17 protein-coding genes are annotated in these 18,928 nt (G+C 68.3%); 6 read left to right on the top strand and 11 right to left on the bottom strand.

Going from position 1 to position 18,928, the window contains the following annotated elements:
• The first annotated feature begins 23 nt into the window (after window positions 1-23).
• The gene (locus ABIC25_RS20645; RefSeq protein WP_354562939.1) at window positions 24-674 is read left to right on the top strand and encodes a TetR/AcrR family transcriptional regulator; all 651 of its coding nucleotides are present in this window, start codon (window positions 24-26) and stop codon (window positions 672-674) included.
• On the opposite strand, the gene ABIC25_RS20650 is transcribed toward ABIC25_RS20645, so the two are convergent.
• A complete protein-coding gene (locus ABIC25_RS20650) occupies window positions 623-1,123 on the bottom strand; it encodes an NUDIX hydrolase (protein ID WP_004023494.1) in 501 nt (166 codons plus the stop codon). The two genes, ABIC25_RS20645 and ABIC25_RS20650, sit on opposite strands and share 52 nt — an antisense overlap.
• Window positions 1,124-1,199: 76 nt before the next feature.
• On the opposite strand from ABIC25_RS20650, the gene ABIC25_RS20655 reads away from it, so the two are divergent.
• Window positions 1,200-2,909 (top strand): nucleobase:cation symporter-2 family protein, encoded by a 1,710-nt coding sequence (locus ABIC25_RS20655; protein ID WP_354562941.1) that lies wholly within the window; start codon window positions 1,200-1,202, stop codon window positions 2,907-2,909.
• 27 nt (window positions 2,910-2,936) lie between these two features.
• Here the strand turns inward: ABIC25_RS20655 and ABIC25_RS20660 are convergent, their stop codons facing one another.
• Entirely contained in the window at window positions 2,937-3,311 is a 375-nt protein-coding gene (locus ABIC25_RS20660; RefSeq protein ID WP_354562942.1) for a cupin domain-containing protein, read from the bottom strand.
• Window positions 3,312-3,465: 154 nt separating this feature from the next.
• Between ABIC25_RS20660 and ABIC25_RS20665 the strand changes: the two genes are divergently transcribed.
• The 4 genes from ABIC25_RS20665 to rsgA are packed head-to-tail and all read left to right on the top strand — an operon-like array spanning window position 3,466 to window position 6,526.
• The gene (locus ABIC25_RS20665) at window positions 3,466-3,699 is read left to right on the top strand and encodes a hypothetical protein (protein ID WP_354562944.1); all 234 of its coding nucleotides are present in this window, start codon (window positions 3,466-3,468) and stop codon (window positions 3,697-3,699) included.
• Complete coding sequence (locus ABIC25_RS20670; RefSeq protein ID WP_239399320.1) at window positions 3,700-4,083, top strand: VOC family protein; 384 nt, start codon at window positions 3,700-3,702, stop codon at window positions 4,081-4,083.
• Between the two features lie 60 nt (window positions 4,084-4,143).
• Window positions 4,144-5,466: a 3-phosphoshikimate 1-carboxyvinyltransferase gene (gene aroA / locus ABIC25_RS20675; protein WP_239399322.1), complete on the top strand. Its 1,323-nt coding sequence runs from the start codon at window positions 4,144-4,146 to the stop codon at window positions 5,464-5,466.
• Between the two features lie 22 nt (window positions 5,467-5,488).
• Entirely contained in the window at window positions 5,489-6,526 is a 1,038-nt protein-coding gene (gene rsgA, locus ABIC25_RS20680; RefSeq protein ID WP_354562946.1) for a ribosome small subunit-dependent GTPase A, read from the top strand.
• Between the two features lie 12 nt (window positions 6,527-6,538).
• Here rsgA and ABIC25_RS20685 read toward each other — a convergent pair whose 3' ends face one another.
• From ABIC25_RS20685 to hpf, 9 genes are all read right to left on the bottom strand, one after another.
• Window positions 6,539-7,738, bottom strand: a complete 1,200-nt coding sequence (locus tag ABIC25_RS20685; RefSeq protein ID WP_239399326.1) for a fatty acid desaturase family protein — start codon at window positions 7,736-7,738, stop codon at window positions 6,539-6,541.
• Window positions 7,739-7,810: 72 nt separating this feature from the next.
• Window positions 7,811-9,163: a fatty acid desaturase family protein gene (locus tag ABIC25_RS20690; RefSeq protein ID WP_354562947.1), complete on the bottom strand. Its 1,353-nt coding sequence runs from the start codon at window positions 9,161-9,163 to the stop codon at window positions 7,811-7,813.
• A 256-nt stretch (window positions 9,164-9,419) separates the two neighbouring features.
• Window positions 9,420-10,562: a GNAT family N-acetyltransferase gene (locus tag ABIC25_RS20695; RefSeq protein WP_435529112.1), complete on the bottom strand. Its 1,143-nt coding sequence runs from the start codon at window positions 10,560-10,562 to the stop codon at window positions 9,420-9,422.
• Window positions 10,563-10,644: 82 nt separating this feature from the next.
• Complete coding sequence (locus tag ABIC25_RS20700; protein ID WP_248643241.1) at window positions 10,645-11,760, bottom strand: ferredoxin reductase; 1,116 nt, start codon at window positions 11,758-11,760, stop codon at window positions 10,645-10,647.
• 74 nt (window positions 11,761-11,834) lie between these two features.
• Window positions 11,835-12,401, bottom strand: a complete 567-nt coding sequence (locus ABIC25_RS20705) for a DUF6912 family protein (RefSeq protein WP_004023505.1) — start codon at window positions 12,399-12,401, stop codon at window positions 11,835-11,837.
• Window positions 12,398-13,903 (bottom strand): wax ester/triacylglycerol synthase domain-containing protein, encoded by a 1,506-nt coding sequence (locus ABIC25_RS20710; RefSeq protein ID WP_354562950.1) that lies wholly within the window; start codon window positions 13,901-13,903, stop codon window positions 12,398-12,400. Before ABIC25_RS20710 ends, ABIC25_RS20705 begins: the two co-directional genes overlap by 4 nt.
• 86 nt (window positions 13,904-13,989) lie before the next feature.
• Window positions 13,990-14,643, bottom strand: a complete 654-nt coding sequence (locus tag ABIC25_RS20715; protein ID WP_502916475.1) for an Rv3235 family protein — start codon at window positions 14,641-14,643, stop codon at window positions 13,990-13,992.
• Window positions 14,644-14,751: 108 nt separating this feature from the next.
• Window positions 14,752-17,577 (bottom strand): preprotein translocase subunit SecA, encoded by a 2,826-nt coding sequence (gene secA, locus ABIC25_RS20720; protein WP_004023508.1) that lies wholly within the window; start codon window positions 17,575-17,577, stop codon window positions 14,752-14,754.
• Between the two features lie 174 nt (window positions 17,578-17,751).
• The gene (hpf, locus tag ABIC25_RS20725; protein WP_064570067.1) at window positions 17,752-18,573 is read right to left on the bottom strand and encodes a ribosome hibernation-promoting factor, HPF/YfiA family; all 822 of its coding nucleotides are present in this window, start codon (window positions 18,571-18,573) and stop codon (window positions 17,752-17,754) included.
• Window positions 18,574-18,928 lie beyond the last annotated feature (355 nt).

Here is an 18,928-nt window from a genome sequence, read left to right on the forward strand (position 1 = left end):
CCGCGCCGAACTACGATGCCTCCGTGACCACCTCTCCCGGCGCCGCCCGGCGGGCGCGGCAGCAACGCAGCGGGGTCACCCAGACCCGCATCCTCGACGCCGCGATCCGCGTCCTCGCCGACCGCGGATACGCCGCGGCGAGCACGGTGGCGATCCAGAACGAGGCGGGCGTCAGCCGCGGCCGGTTGTTGCACCACTACCCCTCGCGCGACGTGCTGCTGATGGCGGCGGTCGGACACCTCGCCCGGACCCGCATCGCCGAACTGCCCAGCCGCGTGGACTGGCCTGCCGACCCGATCCAGCGCATCGCGCTCGCGACCGATGTCGGGTGGTCGACGTTCCACCAGCCGTACTTCGTGGCGTCGATGGAGCTGTGGGTCGCGGCGCGGACGAACACCAACCTGCGGACGGCCCTCCTGCCGACCGAGCGGGAGATCGGACAGACCGTGCGCCGCGCAGTGGCCGGTTTCCTCGGTCCCGAGCTGACCGCGTCGCCACGCTACGCCGACCTCTATCCGCTGCTCCTGACCAGCATGCGCGGCGCGGCGACCACCTACCTCATCGACCGTCGCGACCCGCTGACCGATCCACACCTCCCGCTGTGGCGCGACCTCACCCGCGTCTACCTGCTCGGCGACAGCGCCTCGAGGAGCCGGTCGACGAACGGCGCCTGAGCGGGGTTCAGCCTGGTCCGCGCGGCATCGGTCGAGCACCATTCGGCGCGATCGATCTCGGGGAAGGCCTGCATCCGGCCGGAGCGCGGCGGCCACATCAGATCGAAGGTGTTGCTGACGACCGTCGCCACGTCGAGGTCGCCTTCCACGGCGAAGCCGGTCACGCGCTTGCCGCTCTTCAGGGTGACCTCGCCGAGTTCGATCGGCGGGCCGTCGGGTACCGGGCTGCCGATCTCCTCGGCGTATTCACGCCGGGCGGCGGACCACTCGTCCTCTCCCGGTTCGACGAGGCCCTTGGGCAGCGACCACGACCCGGCGTCGGGCTTGCGCGCCCAGATCGGACCACCGGGGAACACGAGCAGGACCTCGACACCGGTGTCGGCGCCGTCCGCCGACGTTCGGCGATAGAGCAGGATTCCCGCGCTGCGGCGGGACGAGGTGGAGGTCACGGATACATCTTGGCGGAAACCTCGCGGACATACGTCTGCACGGTCGCCGAAACGTGGGAACCGTAGAACTCTGACCATGTCGATTCTCGATGTCGTCCGGAACGGGAGGGCCGCCGCACACCCGGTGGACGAGATCCCGCCGTTCGTCCGCCTCTTCCCACTCGGCCTGCAGCACGTCCTGGCCATGTACGCCGGAGCCGTCGCGGTACCTCTCATCGTCGGCGGCGCCATGGTGGGTGCCGGACAGCTCGAGCAGGGCGACATCGTGCACCTGATCATGGCCGACCTGTTCGTCGCCGGGATCGCGACGATCCTGCAGGCCGTGGGCTTCTGGCGGTTCGGCGTCCGCCTCCCGCTCATGCAGGGCGTCACCTTCGCCGCCGTCGGACCGATGATCACGATCGGGACGTCGTATGGGATCACCGCCATCTACGGTTCGGTGATCGCCTGCGGTGTTTTCATGATCGCGGTCGCGCCGATCGTCGGGAAACTGATCCGGTTCTTCCCACCACTGGTCACCGGGACGATCATCCTCATCATCGGCGTGTCCCTGATGCGGGTGGCGGCAGGCTGGTTCGGTGGCGGCACCGCCGCGGGTCCCGACTTCGGCGACCCGAAGAACATCGCCTTCGGATTCCTGACGCTCGCCGTCATCGTCGGCATCGAACGCTTCGCCCCCGCCGCGATCCGCCGAGTGTCGATCCTGCTCGGTCTCGCGATCGGCACGGTCATCTCGATCCCGTTCGGGATGACGCACTGGGATCAGGTCGGCGAGTATCCGTGGGTCGGCATCCCCCAGCCGTTTCAGTTCGGCGCGCCCACCTTCGAGGTCAGCGCGATCATCTCGATGATCATCGTCGGGGTCGTGATCATGACCGAGACCACCGGTGACATCGTCGCCGTCGGCGAGATCGTCGACAAGAAGATCACCCCGCGCAAGCTGGCCGACGGCATGCGCGCCGACGGTCTGGGCACCGCGCTCGGCGGCGTGTTCAACACCTTCCCATACACGGCGTTCGCGCAGAACGTCGGCCTGGTCGCGATCACCGGCGTCAAGACCCGGCACGTCGCGACGTGCGCGGGCGTCATCCTGGTCGTCCTGGGCCTCCTGCCCAAGATGGCGGCCGTCATCGAGGGCATCCCGCTGCCCGTCCTGGGTGGGGCCGGCGTCGCCCTGTTCGGCATGGTCGCGGCCAGCGGCATCCGGACGCTCGCCAAGGCGAAGCTGAACAACACCAACATCCTGGTCGTCGCGATCTCGGTCGGTGTGGCGATGCTGACCGAGGCGAAGATCTACTACACCGATCGCGAACTCGGTGAGGCGCCGGTCAACGTGGTCCTGGATCTCTACTCACAGTTCCCCGACTGGTTCCAGACCATCTTCCACTCGGGGATCTCGGCCGGCGCCCTCACCGCGATCGTGCTGAACCTCCTGTTGAACACCCGGAGCGTCTCCGCCGACCCGGTCGACTACCACAACACCGGGGACATCGCGGTGGTCGGCGCCCCGGGCGGATCGACCGATCTCTCCGGCGCGGACGGTGTGCGCGCCGCCGCCTTCGACCCGCGCGACGCACTGGCGGCCGCCGACCCCGACACCCCGGCCGACACCCTCCGTTATCTGGCCGAGCACGACGCGTCGCTGCACCCGTTCATCGTCACCAACCCGGCGACGCCCAAAGACCTGGCCGATCACATCAAGGGCCTCGACGACCCGAAGGTGTTGCGACTCTTCGACACCTGGGACGGTTACACCTCGGGTGGATTCTCTCGTCGCGGGTCCTGACCGGATGGACTCACCCGGTCGCGGACCTCACCCGTGCTTTTTCGCGTAGTTGCTGGCGCCGTAGAAGTCCACGAGGACCACGGGGTCGTCGCCGACCACCCAGGCGTCGTGGCCGGAGGGCAGCGAGGTGATCTCGCCGGGTCCCGCGTCGAACTCGGTTCCGTCCGCCATCACGACGTGTAGGACACCGGCGGCGTGGTACTGGAAGTGCGGCGCCTCGCAGAGTTCGGTGCCGGCCATCGGTTTGACGTCGACCGACCATCGCCAGCCGGGCTGCAGGGTCATCCGGCCGATGTCCGAGTGCCCCACGTTGAGTACTTCGATCTGGCCGTGTCCGAAGGTGCGGACCTCGTCGGGTTCGGCGAAGGCGCGGTGTTCGGTCCGGTGCTCGGTGCTGGTCATGGTCCCTCCCGGTGATCGCATGCGAATCCCCCGGCCCAGGACAACGCTAGGCCCGCGACCTTGCGGTTGTACTGCGACGACCGCACGATCGCGCAACGGTGTCCGTCCCTCGAGTCCCGGCGCGCTGGCACCGGTTCGGCCTATCGTGGAGCCCATGTCCCCCAGACACGACCCCGAGCCGGCAGACGACGACGGGCGCATCATCGACCCCGACGTCCCGCACGAATGGCCACATGACTCCGCGTTCGCCTTCGGCGATTCGGCGCCGATCGGTGAGACCGACCGCCTGGCCCGCGAACGCGCGGCCTACGACGCGGCCAGCCTCGGGAGCGATGTCAACCGCGGTCACGCGCTCGGCGGTTCCGCCGGAACGACCGAGGGGCAGTAGATGGAGGTGCTGTCCAGCCGGGTGCTCCTGCTCTCGGCCGATCCCGAACGCCTGCAGTCGTTCTACCGCGACCGGCTCGGGCTGCCGATCCATCGCGAGTATCCGGGCGGCGTGGTGTTCTTCGCCGGCAACGGGCTCATCGAGATCTCGTCGCACATGAAGACCGACGCGCCCGCCCCGGCGAGCGATTCGGTTCTCTGGCTGCAGGTCCGGGACGCCGAGGCGATCGCCATCGAGTTCCGCGAGAGCGGGGTTCCCGTGACCCGCGAGCCGCGTACCGAGCCCTGGGGTCTGATCGAGATGCACGCGACCGACCCGGACGGCCGCACCCTCATCGTCGTCCAGATCCCCGCCGATCATCCGTTGCGCAAGGACACCCGGTAGACACGGACCCGGTCCGATCGGTGGCCGAGGACGTGGACGCGCCATGACAGACTGGACGCCATGAGTTCCTGGAACGCGCCGACCGTCACCGGTGGACACGATGCGCCCAGCGAAGGCGGCCTCGATGCCCCCGCCGAAGGCGGCCTCGATGCGACCGTGGAGTTGCCGGGTTCCAAGTCGATCACCAACCGCGCACTCGTCCTCGCCGCCCTCGCCGACGGACCGTCGACCGTCCGCGGAACCCTTCGGAGTCGCGACACCAACCTGATGCTCGCCGCGCTCGAGGCACTCGGCACCGAGATCCGGATCGACCCCGCGAGCGAGACCACGGTGTCCGTCCTGCCCGGACCACTCCACGGCGCCGCGGTGGATTGCGGCCTCGCCGGGACCGTGATGCGTTTCCTGCCCCCGGCCGCCGCCCTGGCCACCGGTCGCGTGCTCTTCGACGGCGATCCCCATGCGCGCGAACGGCCGCAGACCACCATCCTCGACGCCCTGCGCGGGCTCGGTGTCGCCGTCGACGGCGATCGGCTGCCCTTCACCATCGACGGCAAAGGTTCCGTCCCGGGCGGCGAGGTCACCATCGATGCGTCCGGATCCTCGCAGTTCGTGTCCGGACTCCTGTTGTCGGCGGCGCGATTCGACGCCGGCGTCGTGATCCGGCATGACGGACCACCCGTCCCGTCGACCCCGCACATCGACATGACGGTGGAGATGCTGGCGACGGCCGGCGTCGTCGTCGACACCTCTGTCCCGAACGTCTGGAGTGTCGCGCCCGGACCCATCGCGGCCGTCGACTGGACCGTCGAACCCGATCTGTCGAATGCGGCCGCATTCCTCGCCGCGGCGGCCGTCACCGGCGGCACCGTTCGGGTGCCGTACTGGCCGGCGGTGACCACCCAGCCGGGCGCGCGCATCGCGGACGTCCTGGCCGGGATGGGTTGTGCCGTCGAACATCTCGACGGAACGCTGTCGGTCAACGGACCCGAGGTGCTCAAGGCGGTCGACCTCGACCTCCGGGACATCGGCGAACTCACCCCCACGATCGCCGCACTGTGCGCACTGGCCGACGGGGAGTCGGTGCTGTCGGGGATCGCGCATCTCCGCGGGCACGAGACCGATCGGCTCGCCGCACTCACCACCGAGATCACCCGCCTGGGCGGGACGTGCGCCGAGACCGACGACGGCCTCCGCATCATCGGCACCGCGGGCGCACCGTTGCACGGGGGCACGTGGGAGTCCTATGCCGACCATCGGATGGCCACCGCGGGCGCGATCATCGGCCTCGTCACACCCGGCGTGACAGTCGCCGACATCGAGACGACGAGCAAGACGCTGCCCGATTTCCCGGGTATGTGGCAGCGGATGCTGGGGCGCGCATGAGTTGTCGAGGACGGGCGCGCCGTTGAGTCGCCGCGCGGCGAGCTACGACGAATCCGACGTTCGGGTTCGTCCCGGAAAGGGCACCCGACCGCGCACCAAGACGCGACCGTCGCATGACGACGCCGAGCAGGCCATGGTGGTGTCGGTGGACCGGGGCCGCTGGGGCGTGGTGCTCGACGGCGACCCGGCCCGGCGGGTGGTCGCGATGCGCGCCCGGGAGCTGGGACGCACTCCGATCGTCGTGGGCGACGACGTCTCCGTCGTGGGTGACCTGTCCGGACGGCCGGACACGCTGTCGCGCATCGTGCGCGTCGCCGAGCGACGAACCGTGTTGCGACGCACCGCAGATGACTCCGATCCGTATGAACGGATCGTGGTGGCCAACGCCGACCAGCTCCTCATCGTGACCGCCATGGCGGACCCGCCGCCGCGCACCGGCTTCGTCGAACGCGCGCTGGCCGCGGCGTATGTGGGCGGACTGTCCCCTGTCCTGTGTCTGACCAAGTCGGACCTCGCCGATCCGGCCGAGTTCACCGCCGCATTCGCCGATCTCGACCTGCCGGTGGTGTGCGCGGGGCGTGATGACCCCCTCGACGAGATCCTGGCGACGCTACGGGGCCGGATCACCGCGTTCATCGGCCACTCCGGGGTGGGCAAGTCCACCCTGGTCAATCGCCTTGTGCCGGACGCGTATCGGGCGACCGGCGTGGTGTCGGGCGTCGGCAAGGGCCGGCACACCTCCACCCAGTCGGTGGCCCTGGCACTGCCCGACGACGCGGGCCCGCGCGGCTGGGTCATCGACACACCCGGCATCCGGTCCTTCGGACTCGCACACGTCGGACCCGACGACATCGTCGCCGCCTTCGACGACCTGCATGCCGCGATCGACGAATGTCCGCGCGGCTGTACCCATCTGGGCCCACCGGCGGATCCCGAGTGCAGGCTGGACGAACTGACCGGTCACTCGTACCGCCGCGCCATGGCGGTGCGCCACCTCCTGGTGGCGGTCAGCGGCGGCGACGGCGATGTGGCCGAGGAGCCGCGGACGCCGGAGGGGTGACCGGACTGATCGTCACCGCCGACGACGACGGGCGCGCAGCTCGCGGATGGCGGTCTTGAGGCCGGTCGCGCGGGGAGCCATCCCGGCAAAGCGCTTCTCCGACGCGGTTTCCGGGGCGTCGTCGGCGGTGTCGCGCAGGAACGAGTCGGGCAGCGCCAGCTTGTTGATGGTGCGCAGAGTCTGAAGATACTGCACCACAATCGATCCCGTGGTGTACGGCAGGTCGTACTTGTCGCACAGTGCCCGCACGCGCACCGCGATCTCGGCGTACCGATTGCTCGGCAGGTCCGGATACAGGTGGTGCTCGATCTGGTAGCAGAGGTTGCCGCTGAAGAACGCCATCGCCGGGCCGGCGTCGAAGTTCGCCGTACCGAGCATCTGCCGCAGGTACCACTGGCCCTGTGTCTCGTTCTCGAGCGTGTCCGCGGTGAACTTCTCCGCGCCGTCCGGGAAGTGGCCGCAGAAGATCACCACGTAGGCCCACACGTTGCGGATGAGGTTCGCGGTGAGGTTGGCCGTGAGCGTGTGCGTGAAGTTCGGTCCCGACAGCGCCGGGAACAGAACATAGTCCTTGGCGAGCTGCTTGCCGACCTTGCGCGCGAAGACCTTCAACTGCGGGACGGCGACCTCTTTGGGCTTCTTGCCCGAGATGGCGTCCTTGATGTCGAGGTCGTGCAGGCCGATGCCCCACTCGAACAGTGCGGCGAGCAGGATGTTGGTGACCGGCTGGAGAAGCTGCTTGGGCTTCCACGGTTCGTCGCGCGTGACGCGCAGCGTCTTGTAACCGACGTCGTGGTCCATGTCCAGGACGTTGGTGTACTTGTGATGGATGTAGTTGTGGGAGTGCTTCCAGTGCGGGGACGCGCACACCATGTCCCATTCCCAGGTGGTCGAGTGGACCTCCGGGTCGTTCATCCAATCCCACTGCCCGTGCATCACGTTGTGCCCGAGCTCCATGTTCTCGATGATCTTCGAGAGTGCGAGCGCCCCGGTGCCCAGCAGCCACAGGGGCCGTGAGCGGCTGCCGAGCAGCGCGACGCGGCCCGCGACCTCCAGGGCGCGATGCGCGAAGATGGTGCGCCGAAGATATCGGACGTCACGCATGCCGCGGTCCGCCTCGATCTCGCGGCGGAGCGCGTCGAGCTCGGCGCCGAGTGCTTCCACGTCGGCGTCGGTCAGATGCGCGTACTCGTTGATATCAGTGATTGCCATTGCGCCTCATTATGCCCCTGCCGGGGCCACTGCCTCGTTCTCGCTGACTGTCGGTCGCCTGACCTGCGCGGATCAAGCGGCCCGCTCGTCGGAACGGACGTCCGACGCGTCGATGTCGTTCCGGGTCCGACGGGACCGGAGCGCGCCCGGCACAGTCCGACCGCCCCGCCGGGAGCGAAGCGACGCGATGGCCGAACGCAGTCCCCGGCGCGCACCGGTCGCCTCGTCGATCGTCGCCTGCAGTCGCGCACCTTCGGGCAGCCCCTGCTTGAAGCGACGTTCCGAGGCGGTCTCGGGAGCATCGTCCGCGGTCGCCGACAGGTACTTGTCCGGCAGCGAGAGCTTGGCGATCGTCCGCCACGCCTTCGCGTACTGCACCGGGAAGGGCCCCGAGGTGTAGGGCAGGTCGTACTTGTCGCACAGGGCTCGCACGCGCACCGCGATCTCGGCGTACCGGTTGCTCGGCAGGTCCGGAAAGATGTGGTGCTCGATCTGGTACGACAGGTTGCCGCTCATGAAGGCGAGCGGGAACCCCGCGTCGAAGTTGGCGCTGCCGAGCATCTGCCGCAGGTACCACTCCGCCTGCGTCTCGTTGTCGATGTCCTGCTTGGTGAACTTCTCCGCACCGTCCGGGAAGTGCCCGCAGAAGATGACGGCGTTGCTCCACACGTTGCGGATGACGTTGCCGAGCGCGGTCGCGGTCGCCGCCTTGGCGTAGGCGCGGCCGTACCCGACCTTGTGTCCGGTCGCGGCGCTGACCAGCGCCGGGTATGCGAGATAGTCCTTGGCGACCTGCTTGCCGATTTTCGACAGCACGTCGTTGCGGTTGCGCCGGAACTCTTCTTGCGCCTCGGGGGTCTTGCGCTTCTTGCCGAGTTCGAGGTGCTGCACCGCGACGCCGTACTGGAACGCCAGCGCGAGAATGGTGTTGTAGACGAGGTTTCCGTAATTGAACGGGCGCCACCGCTGATCGCGGGTGACGCGCAGGAGACCGTAACCCACGTCGTCGTCCATGCCGAGCACGTTCGTGTACTTGTGATGGATGTAGTTGTGGGTGTGCTTCCAGTGCGCCGACGGGTCGGTGTTGTCCCACTCCCAGGTGGTGCTGTGCACCTCCGGATCGTTCATCCAGTCCCACTGCCCGTGCATCACGTTGTGCCCGAGCTCCATGTTCTCGACGATCTTCGCGACGCCGAGCGTGCAGGCACCCGCCCACCAGGCCGACTTGCGGGTCGACCCGAACAGCAGCACGCGACCGGTCATCTCCAGGCCACGCTGGAATCGGATCGTGTTCCGCAGGTAGCGCGCGTCGCGCTCGCCGCGATCGGCTTCGATGTCGGCGCGGATCGCGTCGAGCTCGGCGCCCAGGGCAGCGACGTCGGATTCGGTCAGATGTGCGTATTCGGGGATGTCGGAGATCGCCATGTGTGTGGTTCCCTTCGCCGGTGGTCGGTCCGTCGCGCGCGTGCTGAGGTGCGCCTGTCGACCGCTGCCTACGCCTACGTTTCCGTAACTTACGCAAGCGTAGGTTGGCGGCGGCGTCGTGTCCAGTGAGTGTGACGAACCTGGGCTCGGACAGTGGAGAACGAGCTCGGGCGATCGCGAACGAGCTCCGTCGTGGGACCGCCCGGGCGCACAGTCGACGGAAATCAGCGCACAGTCGACGAAAGCCGCGGTCCGGTCAGTTGTTGCGGTGGGCCTCGTAGTCGTCGCAGAACAACTCGAAGCCGACGAGATCCTCGAAAACGCCGTCGGATCGGGCGGCGAGCTTCTGGGTGCCGAATTCGCGGAAGCCGGCGTTGCGGGCGAGCTTCTTGCTGCCCTCGTTGCTGTCGGCGGCGAACAGGGTCAGGCGTCGGAATCCCAGCTTGTCGAAGGCGTATCGAACCGCAGCCGGGAACGCTTCGGCGAGAACACCTTTCCCACGCGCCTCCGGGTGCGTGTAGAAACCCGCCTCGGCTCCGGTGACCTCGTCGATGTGCAGGAGGGTGATGTCGCCCAGATAGTCGTCGGTCTCGCGGTCGGCCACGGCCCACGTGCACGTCGTGCCCTGCGCTGCGGTCCACCATTTGCGGAGACGCTCGGCGGCGGCATGTTCGAGCTCCAGCGGATCGGGCCGCGCGAAGAGGTACTTGCGCGACGCCGGGTCGTCGAGCGTCTCCCGGATCCGGGGGTCGTCGGACTCCGCGAGCGGCCGGAGACGGAATCGCTCCGTCTCGAAAACGTCTGTCCGCCAGTCGGTTTTCGGGTGTTGCGGATCGTCCGCGTGCAGCGATCCCACCCAGGCGTCGCGAATGTGACCGCGGACCTCGACGCCGTTCTGCACCGCGGCGTCGAGACGGAAGCCGCACGAGTGGGCCACCCGCAGCGCGTCGATGTTGCCGGCCACGGTCGTCCAGCGGACGACTTCCTTGCCTGCCTCGCCGAACGCATAGTTGACGGCGAGCAGGACGGCGCGCTTCATCACGCCCCACCCGCGGGCGTCGGGATGCAGGTCGTAGCTGAGCCGCGTCAGCGGGCCCTCACCCTCGATGTCGACGGTGCCGACGAATCGCCCGTCGAATTCGACAGCCCACAGCATCCGGGTGCCGTTCGCCCAGCTCCGCGGTGCATAGTCGAGCGCGAAGCGCTCTGCTGCCGCACGGCTGTACGGAGCGGGGATCGGGGTCCACCGCATCATGGCCGGATCCGCCGCGAGTTCGACCATCCGATCGAGATCGTGGGGCTCGTGCGGCCGCAACGTGACCCCTCCGTCACTCAGGACGGGGATCGGGCTGGGGACCGGGGCCTCAGCTCTCACTGGTGCCTTCGCCGGCGTTTCCACGGGCCGGTTTCCTCTCACCACGCACGTCGTTCACCCTACCGGGTCACTGGTCGGCACGAGCGGCACGCGGCGAACTGCCTGGTCAGACGTCGAGTGTGCAATCCCCCGCCGCGGCGCTGACACAGGTCTGGATTCGTTCGCCCTCGACATGTTCGACTCCCGAACGCAGATCGCGCACACATCCCTTGTCGAGCATGACCACACAGCTCTGACAGATACCCATCCGACATCCGAAGGGCATCATCGCGCCCGCCGACTCCCCCGCCTCGAGCAACGTGGTCGCTCCGTCGACGGCCGCCGACTTCCCGGACCGCGAGAACGTGACGGTGCCGCCCTGGGCCCCGACGACGCCGCGCTCGAGGGCGAACCGCTCGATGTGCAACCGGTCGGCGAGATGCGCCTCCGTGTACAGACGCTGCAGGCCGTCGAGGAAACCGGCGGGGCCGCAGGCCCAGGTCTGACGATCGCGCCAGTCGGCGCACAGGGACGGCAACACCTCCGGGGTGATCTGCCCGTCCGATCGCGTGTACTGCACGTGCAGATCGACGATGCCGTCGGCCGCCAGGCTCTCGAGCTCGTCGGCGAACAACAGGTCGGCCGGGGTCGGTGTCGAGTGGACGAGCCGGATGTCGGAGCGCTGGTCGCGGTGCCGGACGGTGCGCAGCATCGAGATGATGGGCGTGAGACCACTTCCCGCGGTCACGAACAGCACCTTCTCCGGCAGCGGGTCGGGCAGGACGAATTCGCCGCGCGGCGCCGCGAGACGAACGACGGTCCCCGGCTGCAGACCGTTGACCAGGTGGCTCGACAGGAATCCCTCGGGCATCGCCTTGACCGTGATCGAGATCGTCTTGTCGTCCGCGGATGAGTCGGGGGTCGAGGTGAGCGAATAGGAGCGCCACGCCCAGCGCCCCTCCATCAGGACGCCGATGCCGACGTACTGGCCCGGGGCGTAATCGAAGGAGAAGCCCCACCCCGGCCGGATTCGGATCGTGGCGGTGTCCTCGGTCTCCCGGGTCACGGAGACGACCTTGCCGCGCAACTCTCGCGCCGACCACAGCGGATTCGCCAGGTGGAGATAGTCGTCGGGGAGAAGCGGGGTCGTGATCCGGGTGAGCGCGGCCCGAACCCATTGCGAGCCGCGGCTGCGCGCCGCGACCCCCGAAACCGGTTCCTCGAATCGTTCGAGCAAGCCCATCTCACAAACCGCCTTCGACGTGGGAGCGTGTCGGGGACACAGTAACCTACGGAACCGTAGGTTGGCCTGCCGGCTCAGAGAAGTTCGAGCAGGAACGGCAGCTCCTGGGTTGCGTACCACGCGAGATCGAAGTCCTCGACATCACCGACGGCGAGTTCGGCGTCGAGGTCACCCATGTCGGCGGCGTCGATGACGACCACGGCCGCCCGGACCTTCGGCTCCGCCTCCTCGACGTCGACGTGAACCGATGCGATCGCCGACAGCGGGATCGGTCCGGAGACCTTGACCACCGCGTCGTCCAGGTCGGGGCGGGGCGTCACGTTCTCGACGTCGGCCGCGATCACCACCCGCCGAGGCGGCAGACGCGGGGTGTCCGCCGACTCGGTGACCGACTCGTCGGCGGCGAGTTCGGCCTCGGCATCGGTGTCACCGTCCTCCGGGGCCTCCCCGGCGAGCAGGCGGAGCGACGCGCGCGCCGCCTCGCGCAAGGCGACCTCGGACAGTTCTTCGTCGTCGCCGGAGACGAAGGCCTCGCGCAGCGCGGGCGTCAGCGCGAAGCCCGTGCCACCGAGCGGATGGAACTCGCCGTCGGCGTTGAGCCGCATCAGGATCGCCAACGTCGCCGGCAGGTACACCCTCATTCGTCAATTGCTCCCGTCGGCTCGCGGTAGGGCTGGCTCAACTCTTCGAAGGACTCGGACACGTAGTCGGCCATCGCCGGTAGATCGGCGATGACCCCGCGGTCGGCGACGAAGGCGAAGTGCAGATCGTCACGGTACTCGACGATGCTGATCGCCAGCGCACGCTGCGACACGAGGGTGGGAATCGAGAACGCCTGAGACACCGGCGCGCCGAGCACGAACCGGTCCGGGACGGGGGCGGTACCCATCGCCACCGGCACGTTGTAGGCACGGCTGTTCAGTGACCGGAATGCGCGCGAACTGAACTCCGGGAACGGCACCACACCCAACTCGGGGAACAGCGGGCTCGGGCCGAGATTCATCCGACGGGAGGACTGCGCGTACCGGTCGGCGAGCCCGGCCACCTGGGCCAGTCGAACAGCCGGATTACTCTCTCCCACCGGAAGATCGGTGACGAAGCTGGGCCTGCCCACCCCGATCCAGCCGGGTTCGGACTCTGCCGCGTGTTCGACCCCCGGGTCGCGCGCGGACAGCGGGACGACGACGCGCACGGTGTCGGCGGGGACCTCGGCCGGGTCGAACGAGAGCATCCACCTGCGCATGACACCGGAGATGATCGCGAGTTCGACGTCGTTGATGGTGCAGCCGTGATGTTCGGCGACCTTCGCGCACCCGCGCCGCGGCAGCGTGACGGTGGTGAACGACCGGGTCGTGGTGCCCGCGTTGTTGAGTGGACTGCGCGGCGCGGAGTCGGACAGCTGCGACACCACATCCCCGACGCGTCGCACGGTTGTTCCGACGGCGGACCGCATCTCAGAGACGATCCCGTTGCCGTGCAGCACTGTGTCGACGAGATCTCCCGGACGCGCGAACGCCTCGGCGAGAGCACCGACCACGAGGTGGGTGCCACCCGGTGGCGAGCCCGGCATCCACAACTCCTCCGGCAGCGTGTCGGTCTGCTCGCTGCCGTCGCAGATGATCTCGCTGATCTCCCGGCTGCCCGCCTCGTCGATGAGGCACCGGTGCGACTTCGTGAGGATTGCGAGCCGGCCGTCGGCGAGGCCCTCGATGAGGTACATCTCCCACAGCGGCCGGGTGCGGTCGAGCGGCCGCGACATCACGCGCGCGACGAGGTCGTCGAGGTCGACGGTGCCGCCCGGTCGAGGTAGGCCGGCACGACGGATGTGGAAATTGATGTCGAAGTCGGGGTCGTCGACCCACACCGGGCGCGCCAGCCCGAGGGTCACCTCACGGACGACCTGCCGATACCGCGGGATGAGTTGCAGACGGTTCTCGACCAGAGACACCAGGCCCGCGTAGTCGAGGGTCGACTCGCGGGGCGTCTCACCGGCCGGGGCATCGGAGTCGGTGACGGGAGACTCGCCCGAGGGGTTGTGTTCCGCCGTGGGATCGACGATCAGCAGAGCCCCGAGGTGGGTCGTCGACCGCGAATCGTCGAGGAAGTAGTACATCGCGTCGCGGGGCGACAGACGGGTGACCACCTCGCCGATCCTAGTCGGCGACGCTGATTCTCGTGGCCTGCGGAGTCCGATGGCCCCGCGATGGCCTCCCGTCGACGAGCGTGTCGTCAGTTGAATTCCAGCGCGATCAGCTGCCAGCGGTACTCGACACGGCGCAGTGAGCCACGGCCGGCGGGTCCGGCGCCTCGGACCCGGATCGGCTTGCGCTCGATGCGCCCGGCGAACGCCCTGGTCCGTCCCCCGCCCTCATACGATCCGAACACCTCCGCGGCGCTGGGATCGCACAACTGGACGTGCACCCGCCGCAGCACGTTCCCGGTCGGGACCTGCGTCGCGGCGGGCGTCGACACCGCTCCTGACGCCGCGGCGGCGTGTGCCTCGGGAACCCGGAAGGCGTCGTGCCGCACAAGCGCCGCGACCTGGTCGGCGACGGCCGGCGACACGACATCACCGAGATGTGTGACCGAGCGGCGACGGTCCACCACCTCGAACAGCAGGCGGGACACCGCCACGGCGAAGCGGCGGGCCTCGGCGGCGGCCGACGCGGTCTTACGGGCCGAACCCGTGCCAGGTGTGGACGCCGGGAACGGACGGACGGTCGACGAGGGCGCGACGCCGGGCATGGCGGCCACCACCGGACCGGCCGGCTCGTACGGCGGGGCGGGACGAACCCGCACCCGTGGTGTCTGCATCGGCCCGGACACGTGCGGCCAGGACGTGCCGGCCGGGGCGGGTTCAGGACCCGTGAGGAGTGGGTGCATGGGACTTGGACGCACCAGGCGGCGTCCCGGTTCCCTATGGTCCGAAAAAAAATCGCCGGCGGCCGGCCCCGGAGAACCAGGGCCGACCGCCGGCGGTCAGAACACGTGTCAGCGGCGCTGCTTCTTGGACTTCGGGGGCTTGGGCCGGGCCCCCTTGGTGGTCGCACGGGCCGCTGCGCGGCGCTCACGTCGGCTGGCGGATTCCGCCGCGCCCGAGAGCTCCTCCTCCTCGGAGTGCACGACCGTTCCGCCGCCCTCGCCCGGACCGGAGTACGTGACGGCCGGGTCACCCGACTGCGCCGGTGCCCGCAGGGCGGCCGGGGCCTGTGCACCGGACTCGGCCACCGGGGCCGCCGGCACGGGGGCCGGGGCGCCCGCGCCCACCGCCGCGCGCAGGTCGGCCGCGCTCGGGAGCGGCTGCTGCTGGGCCGGCTGCTCGGTCTGGACCTGGGCGTTGAACAGGATGGTCAGCGCCTCTTCCTTGAGGCCCTCGAGCATTCCGTGGAACATGTCGAAGCCCTCGCGCTGGTACTCGACGACCGGGTCACGCTGCGCCATCGAACGCAGGTGGATGCCCTCGCGCAGGTAATCCATCTCGTAGAGGTGGTCGCGCCACTTGCGGTCGAGCACGCTCAGCAACACACTGCGCTCGAGCTGGCGCATCGCGCCCTCGCCGGCGATCGAGTCGATCTGCTTCTCGCGGGCGTCGTATGCGGCACGAGCGTCGTCGACGAGCTTCTCGCGCAACTCCTCGGCCGAGATGTCATCGCGCTCACCGTATTCGGACTCGCCGACGACATCTTTCGGATCGAGTTCGATCGGATACAGCGCGCGCAGGGCCGACCACAGCTCGTCGAGATCCCAGTCCTCGGCATATCCCTCGGCCGTCGCGCCCTCGACATAGGCCCCGACGACATCGGAGACCATCTGCTTGACCTGCTCGTGGTGATCCTCGCCCTCGAGGATCGTGCGGCGCTCGGCGTAGATGACCTTGCGCTGCTCGTTCATCACCTCGTCGTACTTGAGGACGTTCTTGCGCATCTCGAAGTTCTGCTGCTCGACCTGCGTCTGAGCGCTACGGATGGCCTTGGTGACCATCTTGGCCTCGATCGGCACGTCGTCGGGCAGGCGGTTCATGATCGCCTCGAGCGCACCGCCGTTGAATCGGCGCATCAGTTCGTCGGCGACCGACAGGTAGAACCGCGACTCGCCCGGGTCGCCCTGGCGGCCCGAACGACCGCGCAGCTGGTTGTCGATACGACGCGACTCATGTCGCTCGGTACCGAGCACGTACAACCCGCCCGCCGCGCGGACCTCCTCGGCCTCCTTGGCCGCGCCGGTGCGCGCGACCTCGATGGCCTCGTCCCACGCGGCCTCGTACTCGTCGGGCGTCTGCACCGGGTCGAGTCCGGCCTTGCGCAGCCGGGTGTCGGCGATGATGTCGGGATTGCCGCCGAGCACCACGTCGGTACCACGACCGGCCATGTTGGTCGCGACGGTCACCGCACCGAGCCGGCCCGCCTCGGCGATGATCTGCGCCTCCTGCTCGTGGAACTTCGCGTTCAGGACGCTGTGCGGCACCTCGCGCTTCTTGAGCTGGCGCGACAGGTACTCCGAACGTTCGACGCTGGTCGTACCGATCAGGACCGGCTGGCCGGTCTCGTGGCGCTCGGTGACATCGTCGACCACGGCGGCGAACTTCGCCTCTTCGGTCTTGTAGATGAGGTCGCCCTGGTCCTTGCGGATCATCGGCTTGTTCGTCGGGATCGGCAGCACCCCGAGCTTGTAGATCTGGTCGAACTCGGCGGCCTCGGTCTCGGCGGTACCGGTCATACCGGACAGCTTCTCGTAGAGACGGAAGTAGTTCTGCAGCGTGATCGTGGCCAGCGTCTGGTTCTCGGCCTTGATCTCGACGCCCTCTTTCGCCTCGATGGCCTGGTGCAGACCCTCGTTGAAGCGACGACCGTCGAGCACACGCCCGGTGAACTCGTCGACGATCATGACGTTGCCGTTGCGGACGATGTAGTCCTTGTCCCGCTGGAACAGCTCCTTGACCTTGATCGCGTTGTTCAGGTAGCTGACCAGGGGCGAGTTGGCGGCCTCGTACAGATTGTCGATGCCGAGGCGATCCTCGACGAACTCGACGCCGGCCTCGTGGACGCCGACCGTCTTCTTCTTGATGTCCACCTCGTAGTGCACGTCGCGCTCGAGGAGCGGGGCGATCCGCGCGAACTCGGTGTACCACTTGCTCGACCCCTCGGCGGGACCGGAGATGATCAGCGGCGTACGGGCCTCGTCGACCAGGATCGAGTCGACCTCGTCGACGATGGCGAACGCGTGACCGCGCTGGACGAGATCCTCGAGGGAATGCGCCATGTTGTCGCGCAGGTAGTCGAAGCCGAACTCGTTGTTGGTGCCGTAGGTGATGTCGGCGGCATAGGCCTCCCGACGCGCGGCCGAGCTCATCCCGGTCAGGATCACCGCGGTGTCCAGACCCAGGAACCGGTGCACGCGACCCATCCACTCGGAGTCGCGTTTGGCCAGGTAGTCGTTGACGGTGACGACGTGGACGCCGTCACCGGAGAGTGCGTTCAGGTACGCCGGGAGCACACAGGTGAGCGTCTTGCCCTCACCGGTCTTCATCTCGGCGATGTTCCCGTAGTGCAGCGCCGCGCCGCCCATGATCTGGACGTGGAAGTGCTTCTGGTCGAGGACGCGCCACGCGGCCTCACGGGCCACCGCGAACGCCTCGGGCAGCAGCTCGTCGAGCGACGCCCCGTCGGCGATCCGCTCCTTGAACTCGTCTGTCTTGGCGCGCAACTCGGCGTCGGTCAACGCCTCGACATCATCGGACAGCGCCTCGACGTGCGATGCGATCGCATCGAGTCGCTTGACCATGCGGCCTTCGCCGACACGCAACAGCTTGTTCAGCACCGTGGATCGAGTCCCTCACCTGTAGAAAACACACGGAATCCGGCCCGCGCGAACGCACAGACCGGATCCCATGGTAGCGAGGTGAGCTGAGCAGACCCTGATCGGACCGTCAGGTGGTCCCGAGTTCCTCGCTCGGGACCGAACCGGTGACCGCCGATCAGGGCCGCTCGGGGGTCACGTCAATCTGATGAGGCCGTAGTCGAAGGCATGCCTGCGGTAGACCACGGACGCCTTGTCGGTCTCCTTGTCGTGGAACAGGAAGAAGTCGTGGCCGACCAGTTCCATCTCGTAGAGCGCGTCGTCGACGGTCATCGGTACCGCGGTGTGCTCCTTGACGCGCACGATCTGGCCCGGCGTGTACTCCTCCACACCGTCGTCCCACCGTTCGGCCGTGTCGACGGAGTCCGTCCCGGGATCACCGACGAGGCCGTCGACCGACAACTGGTTGTCGCGCAGGGGTGGCGCACCGATCTCGGTGGCCTCGGCGACCGAGAGCGGCCGACGGTTGCCGTGGTGGACACGCCTGCGGTCCTTGACGCGACGGAGTCGGGACTCGACCTTGTCCAGCGCGTGTTCGAGCGCGGCGTAGAAGTTCTCGCCACAGGCCTGCGCCCGTACGATCGGCCCCTTGCCCGTCGCGGTGATCTCCACCTGCTGACAGGACTTGGACTGTCTCCGGTTGCGTTCGTGGTTCAGCTCGACGTCGAATCGGTAGATGGTCGGATCGAAACGCTCGAGGCGAGCGAGTTTGTCGCCGACGTAGATGCGGTAGTGGTCGGGGATCTCGACGTTGCGGCCGCTGAACACGACCTTGGCTGTGGGTTCGGCGGGATCGTCGGATTCCACCGTTCCCGGTGGGCGGACGAAGGCGAACTCTGGATCGTAGGAATCGTTCTCGGCTGGCTGGCGGTCGGGCGCGAGGCCCTCCTCCACGGTCGGCCGTGGGTCGGCGGTCTTCGGTTCGCGCTGGCCTTTGCGGTGGATGACTGTGGACATTCAACTACCTCCTGAATTGTCCCGAAGCCGGTTGAGTCATCGTGATCTGTTGTCGCACTGATGATTCGAACGGCACCGAGGATGTGTCCATGTCAGCTGACAGCTGACACTCTGGCTACAGGGGCATCACCTCCCGGCAAAAGCGGTCGTGGCCGGCGCCGGCCTCGAGGGCCGCCGGCAACCTGCTGTACCCCCGACCGTAGCCGCAAGTTCCGGTATCGGCCACGTTTTGCGGCGCCGCGTCGGCATGTCGGGACGATCGGGGTAGAAGGTCCCGGCCGAGCCCCCCGCGCCGGTTGTCCACAGCCTCGGCCGGGACCCGCCGCACCGGATCGGGTTGGCCTACCGTCGGCGG

The organism is Gordonia sp. PvP123, assembly GCF_040547295.1.
GTDB lineage: Bacteria > Actinomycetota > Actinomycetes > Mycobacteriales > Mycobacteriaceae > Gordonia > Gordonia terrae.

What these genes read in the sequence shown, in the direction of transcription:
- hpf (WP_064570067.1), bottom strand. Translation starts at nt 18,573, where the DNA reads ATGTCCACAGTCATCCACCGCAAAGGCCAGCGCGAACCGAAGACCGCC.
- ABIC25_RS20705 (WP_004023505.1), bottom strand. Translation starts at nt 12,401, where the DNA reads ATGAGGGTGTACCTGCCGGCGACGTTGGCGATCCTGATGCGGCTCAAC.
- ABIC25_RS20665 (WP_354562944.1), top strand. Translation starts at nt 3,466, where the DNA reads ATGTCCCCCAGACACGACCCCGAGCCGGCAGACGACGACGGGCGCATC.
- ABIC25_RS20670 (WP_239399320.1), top strand. Translation starts at nt 3,700, where the DNA reads ATGGAGGTGCTGTCCAGCCGGGTGCTCCTGCTCTCGGCCGATCCCGAA.
- ABIC25_RS20660 (WP_354562942.1), bottom strand. Translation starts at nt 3,311, where the DNA reads ATGACCAGCACCGAGCACCGGACCGAACACCGCGCCTTCGCCGAACCC.
- ABIC25_RS20715 (WP_502916475.1), bottom strand. Translation starts at nt 14,643, where the DNA reads ATGCACCCACTCCTCACGGGTCCTGAACCCGCCCCGGCCGGCACGTCC.
- ABIC25_RS20700 (WP_248643241.1), bottom strand. Translation starts at nt 11,760, where the DNA reads ATGGGCTTGCTCGAACGATTCGAGGAACCGGTTTCGGGGGTCGCGGCG.
- ABIC25_RS20690 (WP_354562947.1), bottom strand. Translation starts at nt 9,163, where the DNA reads ATGGCGATCTCCGACATCCCCGAATACGCACATCTGACCGAATCCGAC.
- ABIC25_RS20655 (WP_354562941.1), top strand. Translation starts at nt 1,200, where the DNA reads ATGTCGATTCTCGATGTCGTCCGGAACGGGAGGGCCGCCGCACACCCG.
- ABIC25_RS20685 (WP_239399326.1), bottom strand. Translation starts at nt 7,738, where the DNA reads ATGGCAATCACTGATATCAACGAGTACGCGCATCTGACCGACGCCGAC.
- aroA (WP_239399322.1), top strand. Translation starts at nt 4,144, where the DNA reads ATGAGTTCCTGGAACGCGCCGACCGTCACCGGTGGACACGATGCGCCC.